The sequence below is a fragment of the Vagococcus sp. WN89Y genome (genome assembly GCF_052220145.1).
In the GTDB taxonomy this organism is placed as follows: Bacteria; Pseudomonadota; Gammaproteobacteria; order Enterobacterales; family Enterobacteriaceae; genus Kosakonia.
In genome coordinates this window covers 15350-31984 of record NZ_JBQPOM010000069.1, presented here as the reverse complement: position 1 = coordinate 31984, position 16635 = coordinate 15350, and the positions used below count along the sequence as shown (strand labels likewise).

12 protein-coding genes are annotated in these 16635 nt (G+C 53.0%); 6 read left to right on the top strand and 6 right to left on the bottom strand.

All coding sequences use genetic code 11. The features are described from left to right. Positions 1–19: 19 nt before the first annotated feature. From entF to fes, 3 genes are read right to left on the bottom strand one after another with little or no spacing between them, the layout of a single operon-like run. Complete coding sequence (gene entF / locus ACTU3N_RS20220; RefSeq protein WP_443087926.1) at positions 20–3910, bottom strand: enterobactin non-ribosomal peptide synthetase EntF; 3891 nt, start codon at positions 3908–3910, stop codon at positions 20–22. Positions 3911–3920: 10 nt separating this feature from the next. Continuing rightward, positions 3921–4124, bottom strand: coding sequence for an MbtH family protein (locus ACTU3N_RS20215; protein ID WP_443087925.1), 204 nt, complete (start codon positions 4122–4124; stop codon positions 3921–3923). A 25-nt stretch (positions 4125–4149) separates the two neighbouring features. Continuing rightward, positions 4150–5355 (bottom strand): enterochelin esterase, encoded by a 1206-nt coding sequence (fes, locus tag ACTU3N_RS20210; protein ID WP_443088019.1) that lies wholly within the window; start codon positions 5353–5355, stop codon positions 4150–4152. 258 nt (positions 5356–5613) lie between these two features. On the opposite strand from fes, the gene ACTU3N_RS20205 reads away from it, so the two are divergent. Then, positions 5614–7869, top strand: a complete 2256-nt coding sequence (locus tag ACTU3N_RS20205; RefSeq protein WP_443087924.1) for a TonB-dependent siderophore receptor — start codon at positions 5614–5616, stop codon at positions 7867–7869. A 48-nt stretch (positions 7870–7917) separates the two neighbouring features. Beyond that, on the top strand, positions 7918–8565 hold the full coding sequence (gene entD, locus ACTU3N_RS20200; RefSeq protein ID WP_443087923.1) for an enterobactin synthase subunit EntD: 648 nt from the start codon (positions 7918–7920) through the stop codon (positions 8563–8565). Between the two features lie 38 nt (positions 8566–8603). Here entD and ACTU3N_RS20195 read toward each other — a convergent pair whose 3' ends face one another. Beyond that, positions 8604–10238 (bottom strand): methyl-accepting chemotaxis protein, encoded by a 1635-nt coding sequence (locus ACTU3N_RS20195; protein ID WP_443087922.1) that lies wholly within the window; start codon positions 10236–10238, stop codon positions 8604–8606. Positions 10239–10403: 165 nt separating this feature from the next. Further along, positions 10404–11111, bottom strand: a complete 708-nt coding sequence (locus ACTU3N_RS20190) for a GNAT family N-acetyltransferase (RefSeq protein WP_443087921.1) — start codon at positions 11109–11111, stop codon at positions 10404–10406. Between the two features lie 300 nt (positions 11112–11411). On the opposite strand from ACTU3N_RS20190, the gene ACTU3N_RS20185 reads away from it, so the two are divergent. From ACTU3N_RS20185 to ACTU3N_RS20170, 4 genes are all read left to right on the top strand, one after another. Beyond that, the gene (locus tag ACTU3N_RS20185; RefSeq protein ID WP_443087920.1) at positions 11412–12647 is read left to right on the top strand and encodes an EAL and HDOD domain-containing protein; all 1236 of its coding nucleotides are present in this window, start codon (positions 11412–11414) and stop codon (positions 12645–12647) included. A gap of 455 nt (positions 12648–13102) precedes the next feature. Continuing rightward, positions 13103–13501 carry a winged helix-turn-helix domain-containing protein gene (locus ACTU3N_RS20180; protein WP_443087919.1) on the top strand — a complete coding sequence of 133 codons (399 nt, stop codon included), beginning with the start codon at positions 13103–13105 and terminating at the stop codon, positions 13499–13501. Between the two features lie 444 nt (positions 13502–13945). After that, the gene (locus ACTU3N_RS20175) at positions 13946–14536 is read left to right on the top strand and encodes a helix-turn-helix domain-containing protein (RefSeq protein ID WP_443087918.1); all 591 of its coding nucleotides are present in this window, start codon (positions 13946–13948) and stop codon (positions 14534–14536) included. Between the two features lie 508 nt (positions 14537–15044). Beyond that, positions 15045–15278 carry a KTSC domain-containing protein gene (locus ACTU3N_RS20170; protein WP_443087917.1) on the top strand — a complete coding sequence of 78 codons (234 nt, stop codon included), beginning with the start codon at positions 15045–15047 and terminating at the stop codon, positions 15276–15278. A gap of 163 nt (positions 15279–15441) precedes the next feature. On the opposite strand, the gene ACTU3N_RS20165 is transcribed toward ACTU3N_RS20170, so the two are convergent. Then, entirely contained in the window at positions 15442–16002 is a 561-nt protein-coding gene (locus ACTU3N_RS20165; protein ID WP_443087916.1) for a helix-turn-helix transcriptional regulator, read from the bottom strand. Between the last annotated feature and the right edge of the window lie 633 nt (positions 16003–16635).

Sequence of the window (16635 nt, the reverse complement as noted above, 5' to 3'; positions counted from 1 at the left end):
TTGCACTCGCCCTGCCCTTTCAGCCCTCGCCAAGAATGTCCCGCAAGACCGGGCCGATGCGCGTAAATGCCTGCGGCGAGATAATATCCACATGCGCGCAATCCTGGCGATACACCTCCAGCTCACCCACCCAGGGTGCCCAACATTGTTGCGGGTCCATACCTGAAGGCAGCGTACGTTCGGCGACAAACAGCGTCGCTTTCCCGGTAAATGGCTGGCTGCGGGCGGTGGTCAGCAAACGCACGGCGTCGGCATAGTTGCCCTCAATTGTGTTAAACAATTCGCCACAAGCCTGCCCCTGCTGCGCGGCAAGAAAGGCCTGGCGCTCGCGTTCGATTTCCGCCAGTACCACCGGGTCCAGCCCGTTCGCCTGCTTCTGCGCCCAGTTTTGTGTTTCCGGCGGCCAGGTATCCAGCAGCCCGAGAAACGCCACCGCTTCGCCGCGCGCCTGCAAACGCGCCGCGATGCCTTGCGCCAGCGTGCCGCCAAGCGAGTAGCCAAACAGATAATAAGGCCCGTGCGGTTGCTGGCTTAAAAGTGTCGCCAGATGCTGCTCGCACACCTCATCGAGCGTGGCGGCTTGCTGCATTGGCCCGGTTGGTCGCGGCGACTGAAGCCCCGTAATCGACCAGTTGGGCGCCAGATAACGCGCCAGCACGCTGAACTGCCAGGCAAAGCCGGAAGCGGGATGGAAACAGAAAAGCGTCGGCCCACGACTTTCGCGCAGCGGCAGCAGCGTTTCCAGCCCCAGGCGCTGCGTCTCTTCAGATGAGCGCGTTTTTTCCAGCAGAACGGCGAGTTTCTCCACCGTTGAAGCGACCATGATTTGCCCCGGCGTGACCGGCTGTTCGCTCTGCGCACTAAGTTGCGCGGCAAGGCGCATGGCCAGCAGGGAATGGCCGCCAAGCGCGAAGAAATCCGCCTGCGCATCGTTAATGTCACAGCCGAGCAAATCCGCAAACGCCTGCGCCACGCGGGTTTCCATCCCTGCTTTCACCGGACGCCCGCCGCTGCTTGCCGTAAGGTTCGGCAACGGCAGCGCTTTTCTGTCGAGTTTGCCGTTGGCGCTGAGCGGCAGTTCGCTCAGTTGCAGCAGCACTACCGGCACCATATGCGGCGGTAGCTGGCTGCGCAGTTGCTCCAGTAACGCTTGCGTATCAAGCGGCAGGCCGGAGGCCGAAACCACATAGCCGACCAGCTGGCGCGCATCGCCGCCGCTGGCTGCCGCCTGGTTCAATACGCAGGCATGCGCCACCGCCTGCGCCACATCCGTAAGGTTCAGCATCGCGCGGTCGATTTCGCCTAATTCAATGCGCTGGCCGCGGATTTTTAACTGAAAGTCGCTACGCCCTAAATACTCAACCGCGCCATTCTCCAGCCAGCGAGCCACATCGCCCGTGCGGTACATACGCTCGCCGGGGGCAAACGGGTCAGCGATAAACCGGCTGGCGCTAAGATCAGGTCGCCCCAGATACCCCTGCGCCAGTTGCACGCCGGTAAGGTAAAGATCGCCCGCTACGCCAGGCGGCACCGGGCGCATCATGGCATCCAGGATACGCAGCCCCGTGTTCCACACCGGGTAGCCAATCGGTACGCTGTTACCGCGCACCGCTGCGAGCGCCTCGCCATGCGCCGGATACCAACTTACGTCAACCGCCGCTTCCGTCGGGCCATAAAGGTTATGCAGCGCAACGCCGGTCAACTGCTGCCACTCGCGGCAGAGATCGGCGGGCAGCGCCTCGCCGCTACAAAACACCTGCTTTAAGCTGGCGCAGCTTTCCTTCGCGCGTTGTGGCGTCAGCGAGGCCACGAACGCCGCCAGCATGGAGGGCACAAAATGGGTGGTGGTGACGCCGTACTGGCGGAAAAAAGCCTGCAATGCCTGCGGGTCGCGGTGCGCCTGCGGTTCGGCCATCACCAACTGGCTTCCGGCGAGAAACGGCCACCAGAACTCCCAGACCGAGACGTCAAAACTGCATGGCGTTTTCTGCGCCACCACATCCTGCGTGCTTAAGGGGTAGTGCGCCTGCATCCACAGCAAGCGGTTAACGATAGCCTGCTGACCGACCATTACCCCTTTCGGCCGCCCGGTCGAACCGGAGGTAAAAATAATGTAGGCCGTATGTTCCGGGCGCGAGAGCGCCAGCGGCGTGCTGCCATCCGTCGCCAGCGGTGCCTCATAGCAAAAATGCGCCAGCCCAGGAATGCCGCTAAAACGTGCACGCTGATCGTCGCTGGTGATAAGCAGGCGCGGCTTCGCATCTTCCAGCATCATGCGTAGCCTGTCGTCGGGGTAGCCGGTATCGAGCGGCAGCCAGGCGGCTCCCGCTTCCACTATGCCGTGCAGCGCCAGCGTCAGAAAGACCGAGCGCGGCAAGGCGACCGCCACGCTGTCGCCAGGCTGAACGCCCAGCTCGCGCAGCTTGTGCGCCAGCGCCAGCACCTGTTCGCGCATTTCACGGTAGGTAAAGTGCCAGCGCGCATCGGCCAGCGCGGGCGCGTCCGGCGTTTTTGCCGCCTGCGCCGCCACCAGCTCACTCAGTGTCGTGCGCGGGATCTCAACGGCTGTGTCGTTAATACGGGCAAGCTGTTGCGCTTCGTCAGGCATCAGTAGCTCTGCATCGCCGCAGCGCAGCGCCGGGTTCTCCGCGAACTGGCGCAGCAGTGCGTCCAGGCGCGCAACGTGCTGGTTTAGCGTCGCTTCATCGTAACGGCTGCGATTCGCCAGCACTTCCAGCGCCAGGCCTCCCTCCTCGTTCGGGATCAGGGCGATTTCCAGATCGTTGACCGGCCCGGTTGCCAGCGTATGGGTTGTTGCGCTGATGCCGTCAATATCCAGCCGGTAATCAAACATTTTTACGTTAAAGACCGGGCCAAACAGTGGCTCAGCCCCTGCTGCCCGCCCGGCATCGCGCACGATTTGCTCGGCGTCATAACGCTGATGGCGACGCATCGCTTTTAGCGAGGCGGCCAGTTGTGCGGCCAGTTGCTCCAGGGTTTGCGTGCCATCCAGATGAATGGCGAGCGGCAGCACATTCAGCACCGGCCCGGTGGTGGTCAGCGCCGCCGACCCCATGCGGCGCATAAAGATAAACCCGGCGGCGTAATCCGTACGCCCGCACAAGCGCCCCAGCCACAGGGCCACCAGCGCCAGCGCGAGATCGGCGGGCTGGCTCTGTTTTGCCGACTGCGTTAAACGGCTGAACGCTGCACCATCAAACTGCTTTTTCAGGCGGATAATCGCGGTGGTGGCCGACGGCCCCGCCAGCGGTGTTGCAGAAAGCGAAGCCGGGGGCGGCAGTTCGCCACGCTGTTTTGCCCAAAACGCGCTGTCGCGCTGCCAGGCATCGCTTTCCCGGTAGCGCTGGTACTCCTCCACCACTTCAGCGAAGGGGGTGAAAGGCGTTGCCGGGGTGGGTTCGCCGCGTTGCCATGCGCGGTAAATTGCCGCTATCTGGCGGGTAATGGCCGGGAAACTAAAGCCATCAACCAGTAAGTGATGATAGCGCTGATACCAGTACCAGCACTCTTCGCCCACGCGTATCAACTGGTGATGCAGCAGCGGCTTACCGCTCTCCACCCGCAGGTTTTGCCCAAGATCGGCGTGCATCAGCGCCAGCGCCGCGGCGCGCGGGTCTGCATGCTGGCGCAGGTCAGAGATGGTTGGCGTACTAAATACCTGGCTTTCATCCACCCATTGCCACACCTCGCCATTATCTTCGGCAAAGCGCATGCGTAGCGTGTCGGCCTGCGCAAGCCCTGCGACGATCGCTTGCGCCAGTAGTGCGCTGTCGATTTCGCCACGCATTTCAACATAGTGGGCAACACTCCAGGCGTTAGGCTGCGAGGAGAGTTTTTCCGCCATCCAGATGCCGGGCTGGGCGGCGACAAGCGGTAAACGTTGCTTCATTTGCCGCTCCTTATTGTGCGTAGTTCGAAGGCGTGAGGGCGTGCCAGTGCGCCTCAAGCCAGGCATTGCACTGCGCTGTGGGCTGCGGTTCACACATCACCTGCCAGCCTGCGGGTAGCGCGCACTGCTCCGGCCACAAGCTGTATTGCTGCTGTGCGTTTTGCAGAATATAAAAGCGTCCTTGCGGGTTATCGAAAGGATTGGTGTACTCCATAACAAACTCCTGTCATAAAAGGGCTTCAGGCGGTGCGGCTCAGGGAGTGCCAGAGGGTTATCAGCCCGGCGGTCAGGCCGCCGCGCCAGCACAGCGCGTCGTGCCCGCCATCGACGGGCCGCCACTCGATGGTCACCGGCTTGTGCTCAAGCAGCGCAAGCAGCGCCTGGTTAGTGCGATAGATCAACGGCTCGCGCACGCCTGCTTCCAGTACAATGCGCAGCCCGTGTGGCTGTAGCGCACCCTTTTTTAATTGTTCGATAAGAAAACCGTCCTGCCCTTCGCCGCGATGCGGCCACCAGTAAGAGCCGGACTGGCTGAGCACGCAGCCAAAACGTTGCGGCCAGTGCAGCCCTGCGTATAAAGCAGAAAGCCCGCCAAAACTTTGCCCGGCCACCACCGTGTTCTCGCCGCTATCGCTAAAGGGCGCAATCGCCCGCACCTGCTCCAGTAGCTCTTCCTGAACCGCCAGCCAGAACGCCTCGTTGCAGGGTAATTCCTGGCTGCGGTGGGTGTTATCAATCACGTCAATCAGGAGATAGACCGCCGCAGGCAACTGCCCCTGGGTGGTGAGCGACGCCAGCGCGGGCCAGACCGGCATGCTGTTCGCCCAGAACTGCCCGTCCAGTAATATTGCCAGCGGGCGATCGGCGCTTACGCCCTCGCCGGTGGTGAAAACCCATACCCGGCGGCGGTTTTTCAGCCGTGCGCTGTGCCATGTCAGGCAGTGCGGTTCATTGAAAGGCGTTTCTGACGCTCCCCAGCCAGGTTGCGGCGGCGCGCCTGGCATTTCCAGCGCCGACACCGGATGGCCGCGTCCGCCGCGCCAGCTTTGCGGGTTAAGCGGGTCGGCAATCGCGTGGGCGAGTAATTTGCGCCAGCCTTCGCGCAGCGCAATGCGGTCAGGCGGGCTGGCAAACGCATCCGGGGGAAAATCGGTTTCATTTTCTGAGGGGATCAGGCAGTAGCTACCGCGCCAGCGGCTCTCCAGCTCAACTTCCGCAAACCAGACATCGGTATCCGCAATGCGCTGCAACGAGTGCGGCGACGCCTGCCGGTGGTGATCGGTCACGCCGGTGATGTAGAGCCAGACCCGCTGCACGCGGGAGGTAGCTTGCGTACCGGCAGGATCGCGCCACCAGAAGGTGACACGGTATGTGCCCGATGCGGCGGCGACCCATTCCGGCCCCTTTTTAGACGCCCACCAGGCATCGCTTCCCGTTGCTGACATCACGGCTGTAACCCCAAGAAATAAATGAAAAGTTCTGATTGCTCTAATATAAATTATCGATAATATTATTGATAACTATTTGCATTTGCAATAGCGTATTGGCGCGCTGTGGGAAGCGCGTCTTTCACAGTAAACAAGCCGCCGTTAACGCACTTTCTCAGGAGCGAGGGATCGTTATGCGCTGGCGTCATCATGCCGCCCCCTCTCCCTCTGGGAATGGACACGCCGGGGTTGCGGCGAGGAAAAGCAGGTACAACAATGAATAACAAGATGAAATCCCTGACCTTACTGGTCAATTTAGGGATCTACGGCGTTGCCTTACCCGCCTTTGCGGCAGAGGCGCCAGTCAGCGAAACGATCGGCCCGGAAGACACTATCGTCGTCACGGCAGCACAGCAAAACCTGCAAGCGCCCGGGGTTTCCACCATTACCGCCGACGAAATTCGTAAAAACCCGCCGGCGCGCGATGTCTCAGAAATTATCCGCACCATGCCAGGCGTTAACTTAACCGGCAACGCCACCAGCGGCCAGCGTGGTAACAATCGCCAGATAGATATTCGCGGCATGGGGCCGGAAAATACCCTGATTCTGGTCGACGGCAAACCGGTCACCAGCCGTAACTCGGTGCGTCTTGGCTGGCGCGGAGAGCGCGACAGCCGTGGCGATACCAACTGGGTGCCGCCGGAGATGATCGAGCGTATCGAAGTCATCCGTGGCCCTGCCGCCGTGCGCTACGGTAACGGTGCGGCGGGCGGCGTGGTGAATATCATCACCAAAAAACAGAGCGGCAACGAGTGGCACGGCTCCTGGAACAGCTACTTCAACGCGCCGGAACATAAAGATGAAGGTGCTACTAAACGCACAGATTTTAGCCTCAGCGGCCCGCTGGGCGGTGATGTCAGCTTCCGTCTGTACGGCGGGCTGGCAAAAACGCAGGCAGACGCGTGGGATATCAACGAAAATCATCTCTCTGAGCGTACCGGCACCTATGCCGACACCCGCGCCGCCGGGCGCGAAGGCTCAATTAATAAAGATATCAATGGCGTGGTGCGCTGGGACTTTGCGCCTATGCAATCGCTGGAGTTCGAGGCCGGTTACAGCCGCCAGGGTAACCTCTACGCGGGCGATACGCAAAACACCAACAATGACAGCAAAACCAATGATTATGTGCGCAAAAATTACGGCAAAGAGACGAACCGCCTCTATCGCCAGAACTACTCCGTAACCTGGGCCGGGGCCTGGGACAACGGGGTCACGACCAATAACTGGGTTCAGTACGAACGCACCCGCAACTCGCGCCTCGGTGAAGGCTTAGCGGGCGGTCTGGAGGGGCTCTTTAGCAGCGACAAATTTGTCGATATCGATCTGTCCGACATCATGCTGCATAACGAGATAAACCTGCCGCTGGATCTGCTGGTGAATCAGAACCTGACGCTGGGTACCGAATGGAACCAGCAGCGCATGAAAGATTTGGCGTCGAACACCCAGGCCTTCCAGGGCGGCCCGATTGCCGGTCTGAGCAGCACCAATCGCAGCCCCTACTCCGATGCGGAGATCTTCTCCATCTTTGCAGAAGACAATATGGAGCTGACCGACAGCACCATGCTGACCCCGGCGCTGCGTTTTGATCATCACACCCTTGTCGGCAACAACTGGAGCCCGTCGCTGAACCTCTCCCAGGGGCTGGGCGATGACTTTACGCTGAAGATGGGGATTGGCCGGGCGTATAAAGCGCCAAGCCTGTATCAGACTAACCCTAACTATATTCTCTACAGTAAAGGCCAGGGTTGTTATGCCAGCGGCACCGGCGTCGGTTGCTATATGATGGGTAACGAAGATCTGAAAGCCGAAACCAGCATCAATAAAGAGATTGGTCTGGAGTATAAACACGAAGGCTGGCTGGCGGGCGTGACGTGGTTCCGCAATGATTATCGTAACAAGATAGAGTCTGGTATTACGCCGCTGGGCCAGACCAGCTCCGGCAGCACCAGAACCGATCTTTACCAGTGGCAAAATATCCCGAAAGCGGTGGTTGAAGGGCTGGAAGGGTCGTTAAACGTGCCGGTGAGCGATACGGTCACCTGGAGCAATAACTTCACTTACATGCTGCAAAGTAAAAACAAAACCACCGGCGAGCGTCTGTCGATAATCCCGGCCTATACGTTAAACTCCACGCTGAGCTGGCAGGTCGTCCCGGATGTGTCTGTTCAGTCAACGTTCACCTGGTATGGCAAGCAGCAGCCGAAGAAGTATGACTATCAGGGTAACCGTGTGACGGGCTCAGCCACGAACGAAGTCAGCCCGTACAGCATCGTTGGCCTGAGCGCGACCTGGGATGCGACGAAAAATATCAGCCTGACCGGCGGGGTCGATAACGTGTTCGATAAGCGTCACTGGCGCGCGGGTAATGCCCAGAGCACCGGCGGCGACTCGGGCTGGATGTACGGCGCGGGCGCTGAAACCTATAATGAGTCGGGACGCACCTGGTATCTGAGTGTGAACACCCACTTCTAAGCTATACCGGCCCTCTCCTGCGGGAGAGGGTCTGGTGAGACTCTCGTTATGGATACTTCCCACCACAGCATTTCATTCGCCGGGCACACGCTGCATCAGGTTGACTTTGACTCTTCCACTCTCACCCCTGGTTGTCTGTTATGGCTTGCGCACCACGAGCGGCTTGCGCGTTTCGCACGTAAGCGCCAGGCAGAACACCTGGCCGGGCGAATCGCCGCCGTTCACGCTTTGCGCGCGCGGGGTGAAACCACGGTGCCGGGCATCGGCGCGGCGGGTGAACCGCTATGGCCTGCGGGAGTTTTTGGCAGCATCACCCACAGCGCAAGCAGAGCGTTAGCGGTGGTTGCCAGCCAGCCGGTTGGTATCGATCTCGAAGTGCTGTTCAGCCCGTCGCTCTGCAGCGAGCTTGCCGATTGCATTGTCAGCCCGCAGGAACGAGTACGGCTTGAGCGCTGTTCGCTGCCCTTTGCGCTGGCGCTCACGCTGGTGTTTAGCGCCAAAGAGAGCCTGTACAAAGCCTTTTCCCATCTCGCCCGCCCCTTTCCAGGCTTTGACAGCGCCGAGCTTCTCGCCATTGACGAGCGCACGCTCACGCTGCGCCCGCTGGCTACGTTTTCACCGACACTTGGCAGTCGATTAATAAGCGTTCACTGGCAGAGTGATGAGGTCTATGTCATGACGCTGGCGAGCGAGTAATGTGAGAGGCCCGAGGCAACGGGCCTGTTAAGAGAATATTACGCGAGGGCTGCTGCCGTCGGGCGCGTTTTCCTGGTGGTGATTTGTGCCGCACCGCTCTTCGCTGCCTGCTCATCACCGGGTAAGGTAAAGACCGAGACGATTTCCGTTAAACGAAACGCCTGCTGTTCCAGCGAGCTGGAGGTGGCGGAGGACTCTTCGACCAGCGCCGCGTTCTGCTGGGTTACGCTGTCCATTTGCGAAATCGCTGCGCCCACCTGGCCGATGCCTTTGCTCTGCTCGGTTGAGGCGGCGGCAATCTCCCCCATGATATCCGTTACACTGCTGACCGAACGCAGGATGTTATCCATTGATTCACTGGTCAGCGTCACCTGATCGTAGCCGTTGTTGACGTTCGTGACCGACTCATTAATCAGGGCTTTTATCTCTTTCGCCGCTCCGGCGCTGCGCTGCGCGAGGTTACGCACTTCGCTTGCCACCACGGCAAAACCGCGCCCCTGCTCACCGGCCCGGGCCGCTTCGACGGCGGCATTCAGCGCCAGGATATTGGTCTGGAAGGCGATGCTATCGATGACATTAATGATATCGGTGATTTTATGCGAGCTTTCGGTGATATTTTTCATACTGGCAATCACGGACTGCACCATCTCCTCGCCTTGATTTACCGCGCCTGAGGCATTTTTTGCCAGCACGCTGGCCTCGCTGGCGTTGTCTGCGTTCTGTTTTACCACCGCGCTTAACTCTTCCATGCTGGCTGCGGTTTGCGTCAGCGCGGCGGCCTGTTCTTCGGTACGTGAAGAGAGGTCGGTATTTCCTGCGGCGATTTCGCTGGCGCCCTGGTAAATCTCCCCGGCACTGCTGCGGATCTGGCTGACGGTTTTTACCCAGTTGGCCTGCATCGTATCCAGAAACGGGATCAGTTGACCGACTTCGTTATTACCGAGATGTCGGGTGGGTTTGTCGAGATTGCCAACGGAGAGCACCTGTAGATGGTCTTTGACCCACTCCAGTGAACGAGCCAGGCACAGAGCCAGATAACGCTCGGAGAGCGCCAGCATCAGCAGGCCAAACACCATCGCGATAATAATAATGGTACGCGTCACCGAGACCCAGCTGGCAATTCGCGCATTGGCGGCGGATTTCAGGTCATGTATTTCCTGATTGTACGCCACAATGGCCTGAGAAAAACCGCTACGCAGCGGGCTAAACTGCGCTTTTGACAGCGAAATATAGGTATCGTTATCGTTCGCTTTCACGGCGTCAAACATCGGTTTAATCGCCTGGTTAAAAAGCGTCAGCGAGCTGTTATAAATATTGTCGGTTGCCGTAACGCTAATATTGGCATGGTCAGTCACTTTAAATTGATTGAGGCCAGCCTGCAGGAAATCGATATCTTTGGCGATATGCTCAACGGTTTGCTGATAGTTTTGTTGATCGTTGCTGGCGTGATAAACCATCGCGCGATCCATCAGTAATTTTACCTGGTAGTAGCGATCGCTGGCGTTATTAATAATATCCCCGTTAACTTGCTGCACATTGGTCAGCTCGACTTCGTCGGTTAACCCGCTCAGGGCGTGCAGAGAGAAAAACGACACGCCGCCCCAGAGCAGGGTAAAAATAATCAGGATCGCCAGCATCACGAACTTGATCTTCAGGTTACGAATAAATTGCATAAAAACCCCGGTAATTGCTGTGGAATAAAAAACGTGAGTGCAACTGACTACGTTTTAATCGGCGAAGCGACGGGGTTAATTAATAACAAAAAGAAGCAACATAATAATTTTTCATAAAAAAAGTGATAACCATCACTGAATTATCACCTTATTTATGCAGGGTTATCAGAACTGCTCGTGAAAGCTATTGAGCGAACGTATTTGCCTGCCTTGTAGATCGAAATTGCTGGCGGCAATCCAGGCCGTAATTGCCGCGTCACGCAGCGGCCATTCATTATCCAGCATCGAGAGATAATCGCTGTCACGGTTGCGCCCTTTGCGCACCATATGCTGGCGAAAGCGCCCTTCCCAGGTAAAACCAATACGCTCGGCGGCGCGGCGCGAGGCGATATTCATCGCATCGCATTTCCACTCAACGCGCCGGTAACTGCAGGCAAACGCATGGTGCAGCATCAGCCATATCGCCTCCGTACCCAAAACGCTCTGTTTCATCAGCGGCGACCAGGTGACATGGCCGATTTCCACCGAGCCGTTTTGCTCGTCGATAGCAAGCCAGGCCACAACGCCCACCGCACGCCCGCTGGCCGCGTCGATAACCGCAAACGGGTTGACGGTTGTATCGATCACTTTTCCGGCAACCCAGCGCGCCATCTCCTCAATCGTCGTGGGCCTGTCACCCGCAAGCCATGTCCAGTCCCTGTCATCCTGCGCCTGTGAGTAAGCATGCAGCAGATCATGGCTGTGTAACTCAGCATCAAGGGGTTGCAGGCGACAATACTGCCCGGCGAGCGTGATGCGCGGCAGTGGTTGCGCACCGCTCCACGCCGCCAGCGCCTCGTCCACTGCCTGCCCAAAATGATTACGCTGTGCCACGTTCCCTCCCTAAACCGGTAAAATATATTTTATCTCAAGGGAACAAGAGTGCTGTCAACGCCCGAAGCTGGTGGGTTGTTGCCCGCACACATCGCGTGAGCGGGCAAATTTATGCAACTGAATTTGACTTAAAATACGCATACGTTTACAACAGAGGCTCTTTTTATATGCCCGGCTTGCGTCTTTGCTATTTTCGTCCAGGCTTCCATTTTATCCTGTAAAAACAGTGACAGTTGTTCGGTTAAGAAAGTACTTAACCGCAATGTCATTGTGCAGGTCCCCGTGTCAGTGGAGTAGAGAATGTTCTCTTTTGTCGCCCGGCAAGCGATTTTCGACGCAAATATGAACACCGTCGGTTACGAATTGTTGTTCAGAGACAGTATGACCAATCGGTTTCCCGACGTAACGGCGGAATATGCCACGGCACAGATTATCGTGGAGCAGTTTCTCGGCGCACCGTTGGGGCGTTTGAAAGAGTACAGTACTATTTTCGTCAACTTCCCCTATGAATTACTGATACAGGGCGTCGCGGAAACACTTCCGAAAGATCGTGTTATTATCGAAATTCTGGAAACCGCCTCCCCTACCCCGCAGCTGCTGAAAACAGTCAAACAACTTTCTATGCATGGCTTTCGCATTGCGCTGGATGATTTCTCACTGGATGATACCTGGAATGCTTTTTTACCCTACATCAGCATAATTAAATTTGATGTCAGGGAATACACGCTACAAGAAATCAGTAGCTATATTGCGCAAAAATCGCAGCGACTAAAAAATATTATTTTGCTGGCGGAAAAGATCGAAACCGAGGAAGAATACACAGCGTATAAGAATTTAGGCTGTACGCTTTTTCAGGGACATCTTTTCAGTAAACCCGTGATTCACGCTGCAAATAAATTAATCCAGAACCAGGCTATTACGCTTAAGTTAATTAAAGAAGTCAATGCTGATGCGCCTGATTTTGGCAAAATTGAAGCATTACTGAAGCAGGATTTAGCGCTCTCTTTTAAAATTATGCGTTATGCACAAAACATTGCGTTCAATGCTAAAGGGATTAAAAATTTTCGCAGTCAATCCTTAAAAGATATTATTTACTATCTCGGCACTAACGAATTGCGCCGCTTTGTGCTGGTTTCATGCCTGACATCCGTCAATAAAGTGAAAACGGATGATATTTACCATCAGAGCCTGGTGCGCGCCAGGTTCTGTGAGCTGGCGTCCGCGCACTCTTTTAGTCGCCACGCTGCCGATGATGCTTTTATCGTGGGGCTTTTTTCCCAACTGGATACGATCTTTGAGATGCCCATGACCGATCTGATCAACCAGATCGATGTATCGGTTAATGTAATGATGGCGCTAAAGGAGAAAAGCGGCCCGCTCTATCCCTGGCTCCAGCTGATTGAGCTGTATGAGAATCATCGCTGGGAAGAGGTAAGCGCCCTGAGCCATCGGCTGGGCTTTAACCGCAGCGTGGTTGCTGATCTTATTAAGACCGCAACAAAATGGGTGAATGATATCCCTGTGGGCAGGAGCTGAATGAAGCGCGGGATGCCCTGCGTGAGGCGATGGAATAATTATTTCCACAATAAATATTATAAACAACACTTATAAAAACATATTTGAAGATTGCAAATATAATCAAACCTCATCATTTAGAATAAAATAACAAAAATCGACAAAAATCAGGAAATTCGTTTCCGCACAACTTATCATCAATTATGACCCACTATACCTGGTAAAAAAAACAGCATTACAGAGAAAAAATCTTAAAAACCAGTCTCGGTGGTTTTTCCTCCGCATTTTAACTTTTAACGCCCTATAAGTGCCTCCATTTATTGAACACAAAAATGCATTTGAATACATAACAAAATTCTAACTACTATACGGGGTTTAAAATGATGGAAAGCACATATCTCCAAAAATGGCTCAACGATTACTAAAAAAATCTGGCTCTTTTTTCGATCGCCAACGCAATTTCCTGGACTAACGAAATGGATAAGTTAACGATATATGGATATCGCCTCGGAAAATATAACGAAGTCGAATTTCTGCCATTTAAAAAGAGCTTGATTAAATATGGTTCACCAGGACAGGTAGAACACTTGCGCCAGACGATGGCAAATTTGCTGGAATATTTACTTGCTCACGCTGTCGGCGAAGTCGTGCCGGATAAAAATTTACAAGTGCAGGTTTGGGAAAATAATGGGCTGAGTTGCTCAAGTCAGCGCTTGTGGCAGGTGATGAATAACCTTAAAGCCAAGCTCAGAAAAGTTGACTTACCGGAAAACTTTATTCAGCGCGTAACAGGAAAAGGCTATACGATCCCACAAAATATGGTACTGGAGCTGTACTGCCGGGAGAGTTTTTTCCTGCTTAAAAAAAACGTATAGCCACTTCAAGTAAATGATTTTTATAATTATTATTCACTACACCCTTTACTTCTGACGTGATTTCTCACGCGTTCTGCATATCACAGCGTGCGGCATAGGCTGTTTTCCCCGGACTATGCCAGCTATTCAATTAGTTTTCCGCTCACTGTACCCAGAGAAATCAAACGCAACAGATAATTCCTTCCAGATATACACAGTTTATATACATTTCATTCCAAAAAGAGCAAAATCTCAGTAATATTTAGACTGCAAGTTAACAACAATAATATCATTGAGATAATTCCTTTCATCGCTAAAGCCTTAAATACACCATTTGGTCCACACATATAAATAAATAAGAATATCCTCAGTTAACTATTCTTTTCCTTTATGATAAATATCAGCTCAAACAAGGGACATAAAAAAAATTAAGTACATCTTCAATACGCTCAAGGAGGGTGTAAGATGGAACGAAATATAAACATAATATTATATAAAACAACTTGTCCTTATACAAAAAAAGGGATCAGTGAGTTAGGGGAAGAAATCAGCAAAATTAACGGGCAACATACTACTGTTAATTTTATCACACCCTGTAGAATTAAACATTTTAGCCACGCCGTTCTGGCCGTCACCAAGGGGAATTTTATACCGTTTACGCTATACGACTCAGAAGTGATTGTGATACCCGATAAAGTTTCAGTCGATGTCCTGCTGGATATCTTTATAGAGTATACGCATGGCAGGCTTAGTCATTACGTCAAAACCATTACGCTGGGTAAACGCGAAATTTCCGTACTGCAAGAAATTTTGTTCGAGAAGAGCGACAGTGAGATTTCTGACCTGCTAAATATTAATATAAAAACCGTCTCCTCGCATAAGGACAATATAAAAAAGAAAATTTCAGCCACATCTAAAATTGATGTCTTTTACGCTTTCAGCATATTTACCACAAAAGAATTAGCCCTGGCTGCAATCGCCAAAAAAACGCTTTACTTTAATGACTGCATCATTCCAGGTAATAAAAGAAACGCTTCCTGTTGCCTTCAATTATAAGCATTCAGTATGACATTATTCCGTGCGCGTGCCGCGAGCTATTACGCCGCCTTGCGAATTTTTACGGAATTAAATTATATCCTGATAAGCAAAGGATTGTTATGAAAACCAGGATCTGTTTCTGCTTCTTCTATAACCTCCTGGTTTTCTTGAGCGTACTATTTTGATATGCATATAAAACGCAAAAACGCTGACGGCCAGTAAAAAGCTGATAGCAAGAATCTCTATTATAATCATTGAGTACCACCTGTGCGTCCTGACAACTCATCAAATGGTCGAGACGACATAGTCTTAACCAATTATGTAAAACCAGGATAATATATATACTTTTTTATTTTCTTTAGACGCTTACCCCTTAAAAGTCTTAATTCATGTTCACTCTTTGGCGAAAGCATGCTCACACCCTACCAAAAAACGTAGGCGTGCAGTTGATGACGACTATAAATAATCCTGACAGACTGCCGATAGCAGTTAAGTTACTTTATCAGCAAATTAAAGCAGGCCAATCATGAAACGACATCCGCTCTCTTGCCGGGCATTGCGAACCGCAGGCTACGATCCTGGCACCAGCGTACTCGAACTTGAACACAGCAATGGCCGTGTCGAGCAATATCTTGGTGTTCCGCCCAAGACCTGGCAAGGTTTTTTAATGAGCCATGAACAAGAGAAGTATTTCCGCGACAATATCGCGCACAGTTACTTAAAGGTTGTTGTTGAACATGCAAATTATAGTCGCTTTTAAGCCGGGAAAAGAGGTGTGACTGTAAATCAGAATTGGCACAATGTTGTGCCTTACAGAGAACATTATCCGCAAGGATGCTGGATAAGAAAGAATGCTGCTTCGAGCGTGAAAATGCCGAATGCTTACCAGAAGATTCCCGTCGTTTCCGCTCTATTTCAAACTGTTAATTACACGTAACGGACTGCTCCCGGGTGCGCATCGCACTATAAAGTGAGCATAACTCCTGCAGGCTTTTCGTTCCCGTGCGCTTCATCAACCCATTGCGCTGTACGCTCACGGTCGTTGGGCTGACTCCGCGTATTCGCGCAATATCCTCTAACGAATGCCCACGCAACAGTAAACGCATAATTTGCTGCTCGGCGCTGGTGAACTTGAAGGTTCTTGGATGATACCCGTCCTGGTCATTTTGCACAGACAGCAAGTTCATGACCTTCAACGCCTGGCTGAGTTCATCCACCCTCAGTTGTGCTGGCAGACATAATTTCACAAGCCCCGGGAAAAGCAGTGTCAACGAGTCAAAGTGGCGCTCTGCAGCGATAAAAACAGAGTAGTGTGCAGGTGGTCTGGTGAAAAACAATGAATATATTTCCACAATATTCATGCCTGATGTCACATAAATAGATAATTCTCCACTGCTAAAACGATTTTCTTCTTCCCGGCTCAATTGCCTGAGTATTTTCTTTATACCAGAGATATAGAGCTGATCTTTTCCGTAGATAGTCATTAAGGTACTCCAGAGAATAATTTTTTATCAGAGTTTCCTGAAGAGGCTCTCTTTTTTCCTGAGTGTTGGTCATATCGTCAGGCGGATCAAGCCACTAATTTTTGCTGTTTAGCCTTTGTTTAATGTTCCCGGCCTTCCTGAAGCACCAGTGTATTGCATTTTCCAGTAAATGCTCTCGCAAAATACCAGGAATAAATTTATATGGAGAATAAAAAAATGCTCCAACCTGATAGGTATCCCAATGATAACAAGACAACCACGCCAGATTTAACTCATTGTTTTAAATAGATATAAATATATGAGAATATCTTTATAAAGTGCTGAATAGCATTTAAAAAACTTGATTTAAATGTTCAATCTCAGTCTCAAAACACTATTTCAAAATGTGTAAAAGTGCGTTCCAGTTGATAACATCACGAAATCAAAAGAAAACAACTTGCGCTTATAAAATGGAGAAAAAACCAGGCAATATATTATGTGTGGTGAATCCCCCTCAGCGGCGGGGTCATGTCGATAGGAGGATATCCTCAGTTATGTTTCATTTTTATGGGCGAATTGGGGACGTCGACCCTCAATTCACCGGGAGGCACCCGGCACCACACACCTTATTAAAAAATGATTCCAGTCTTTGCT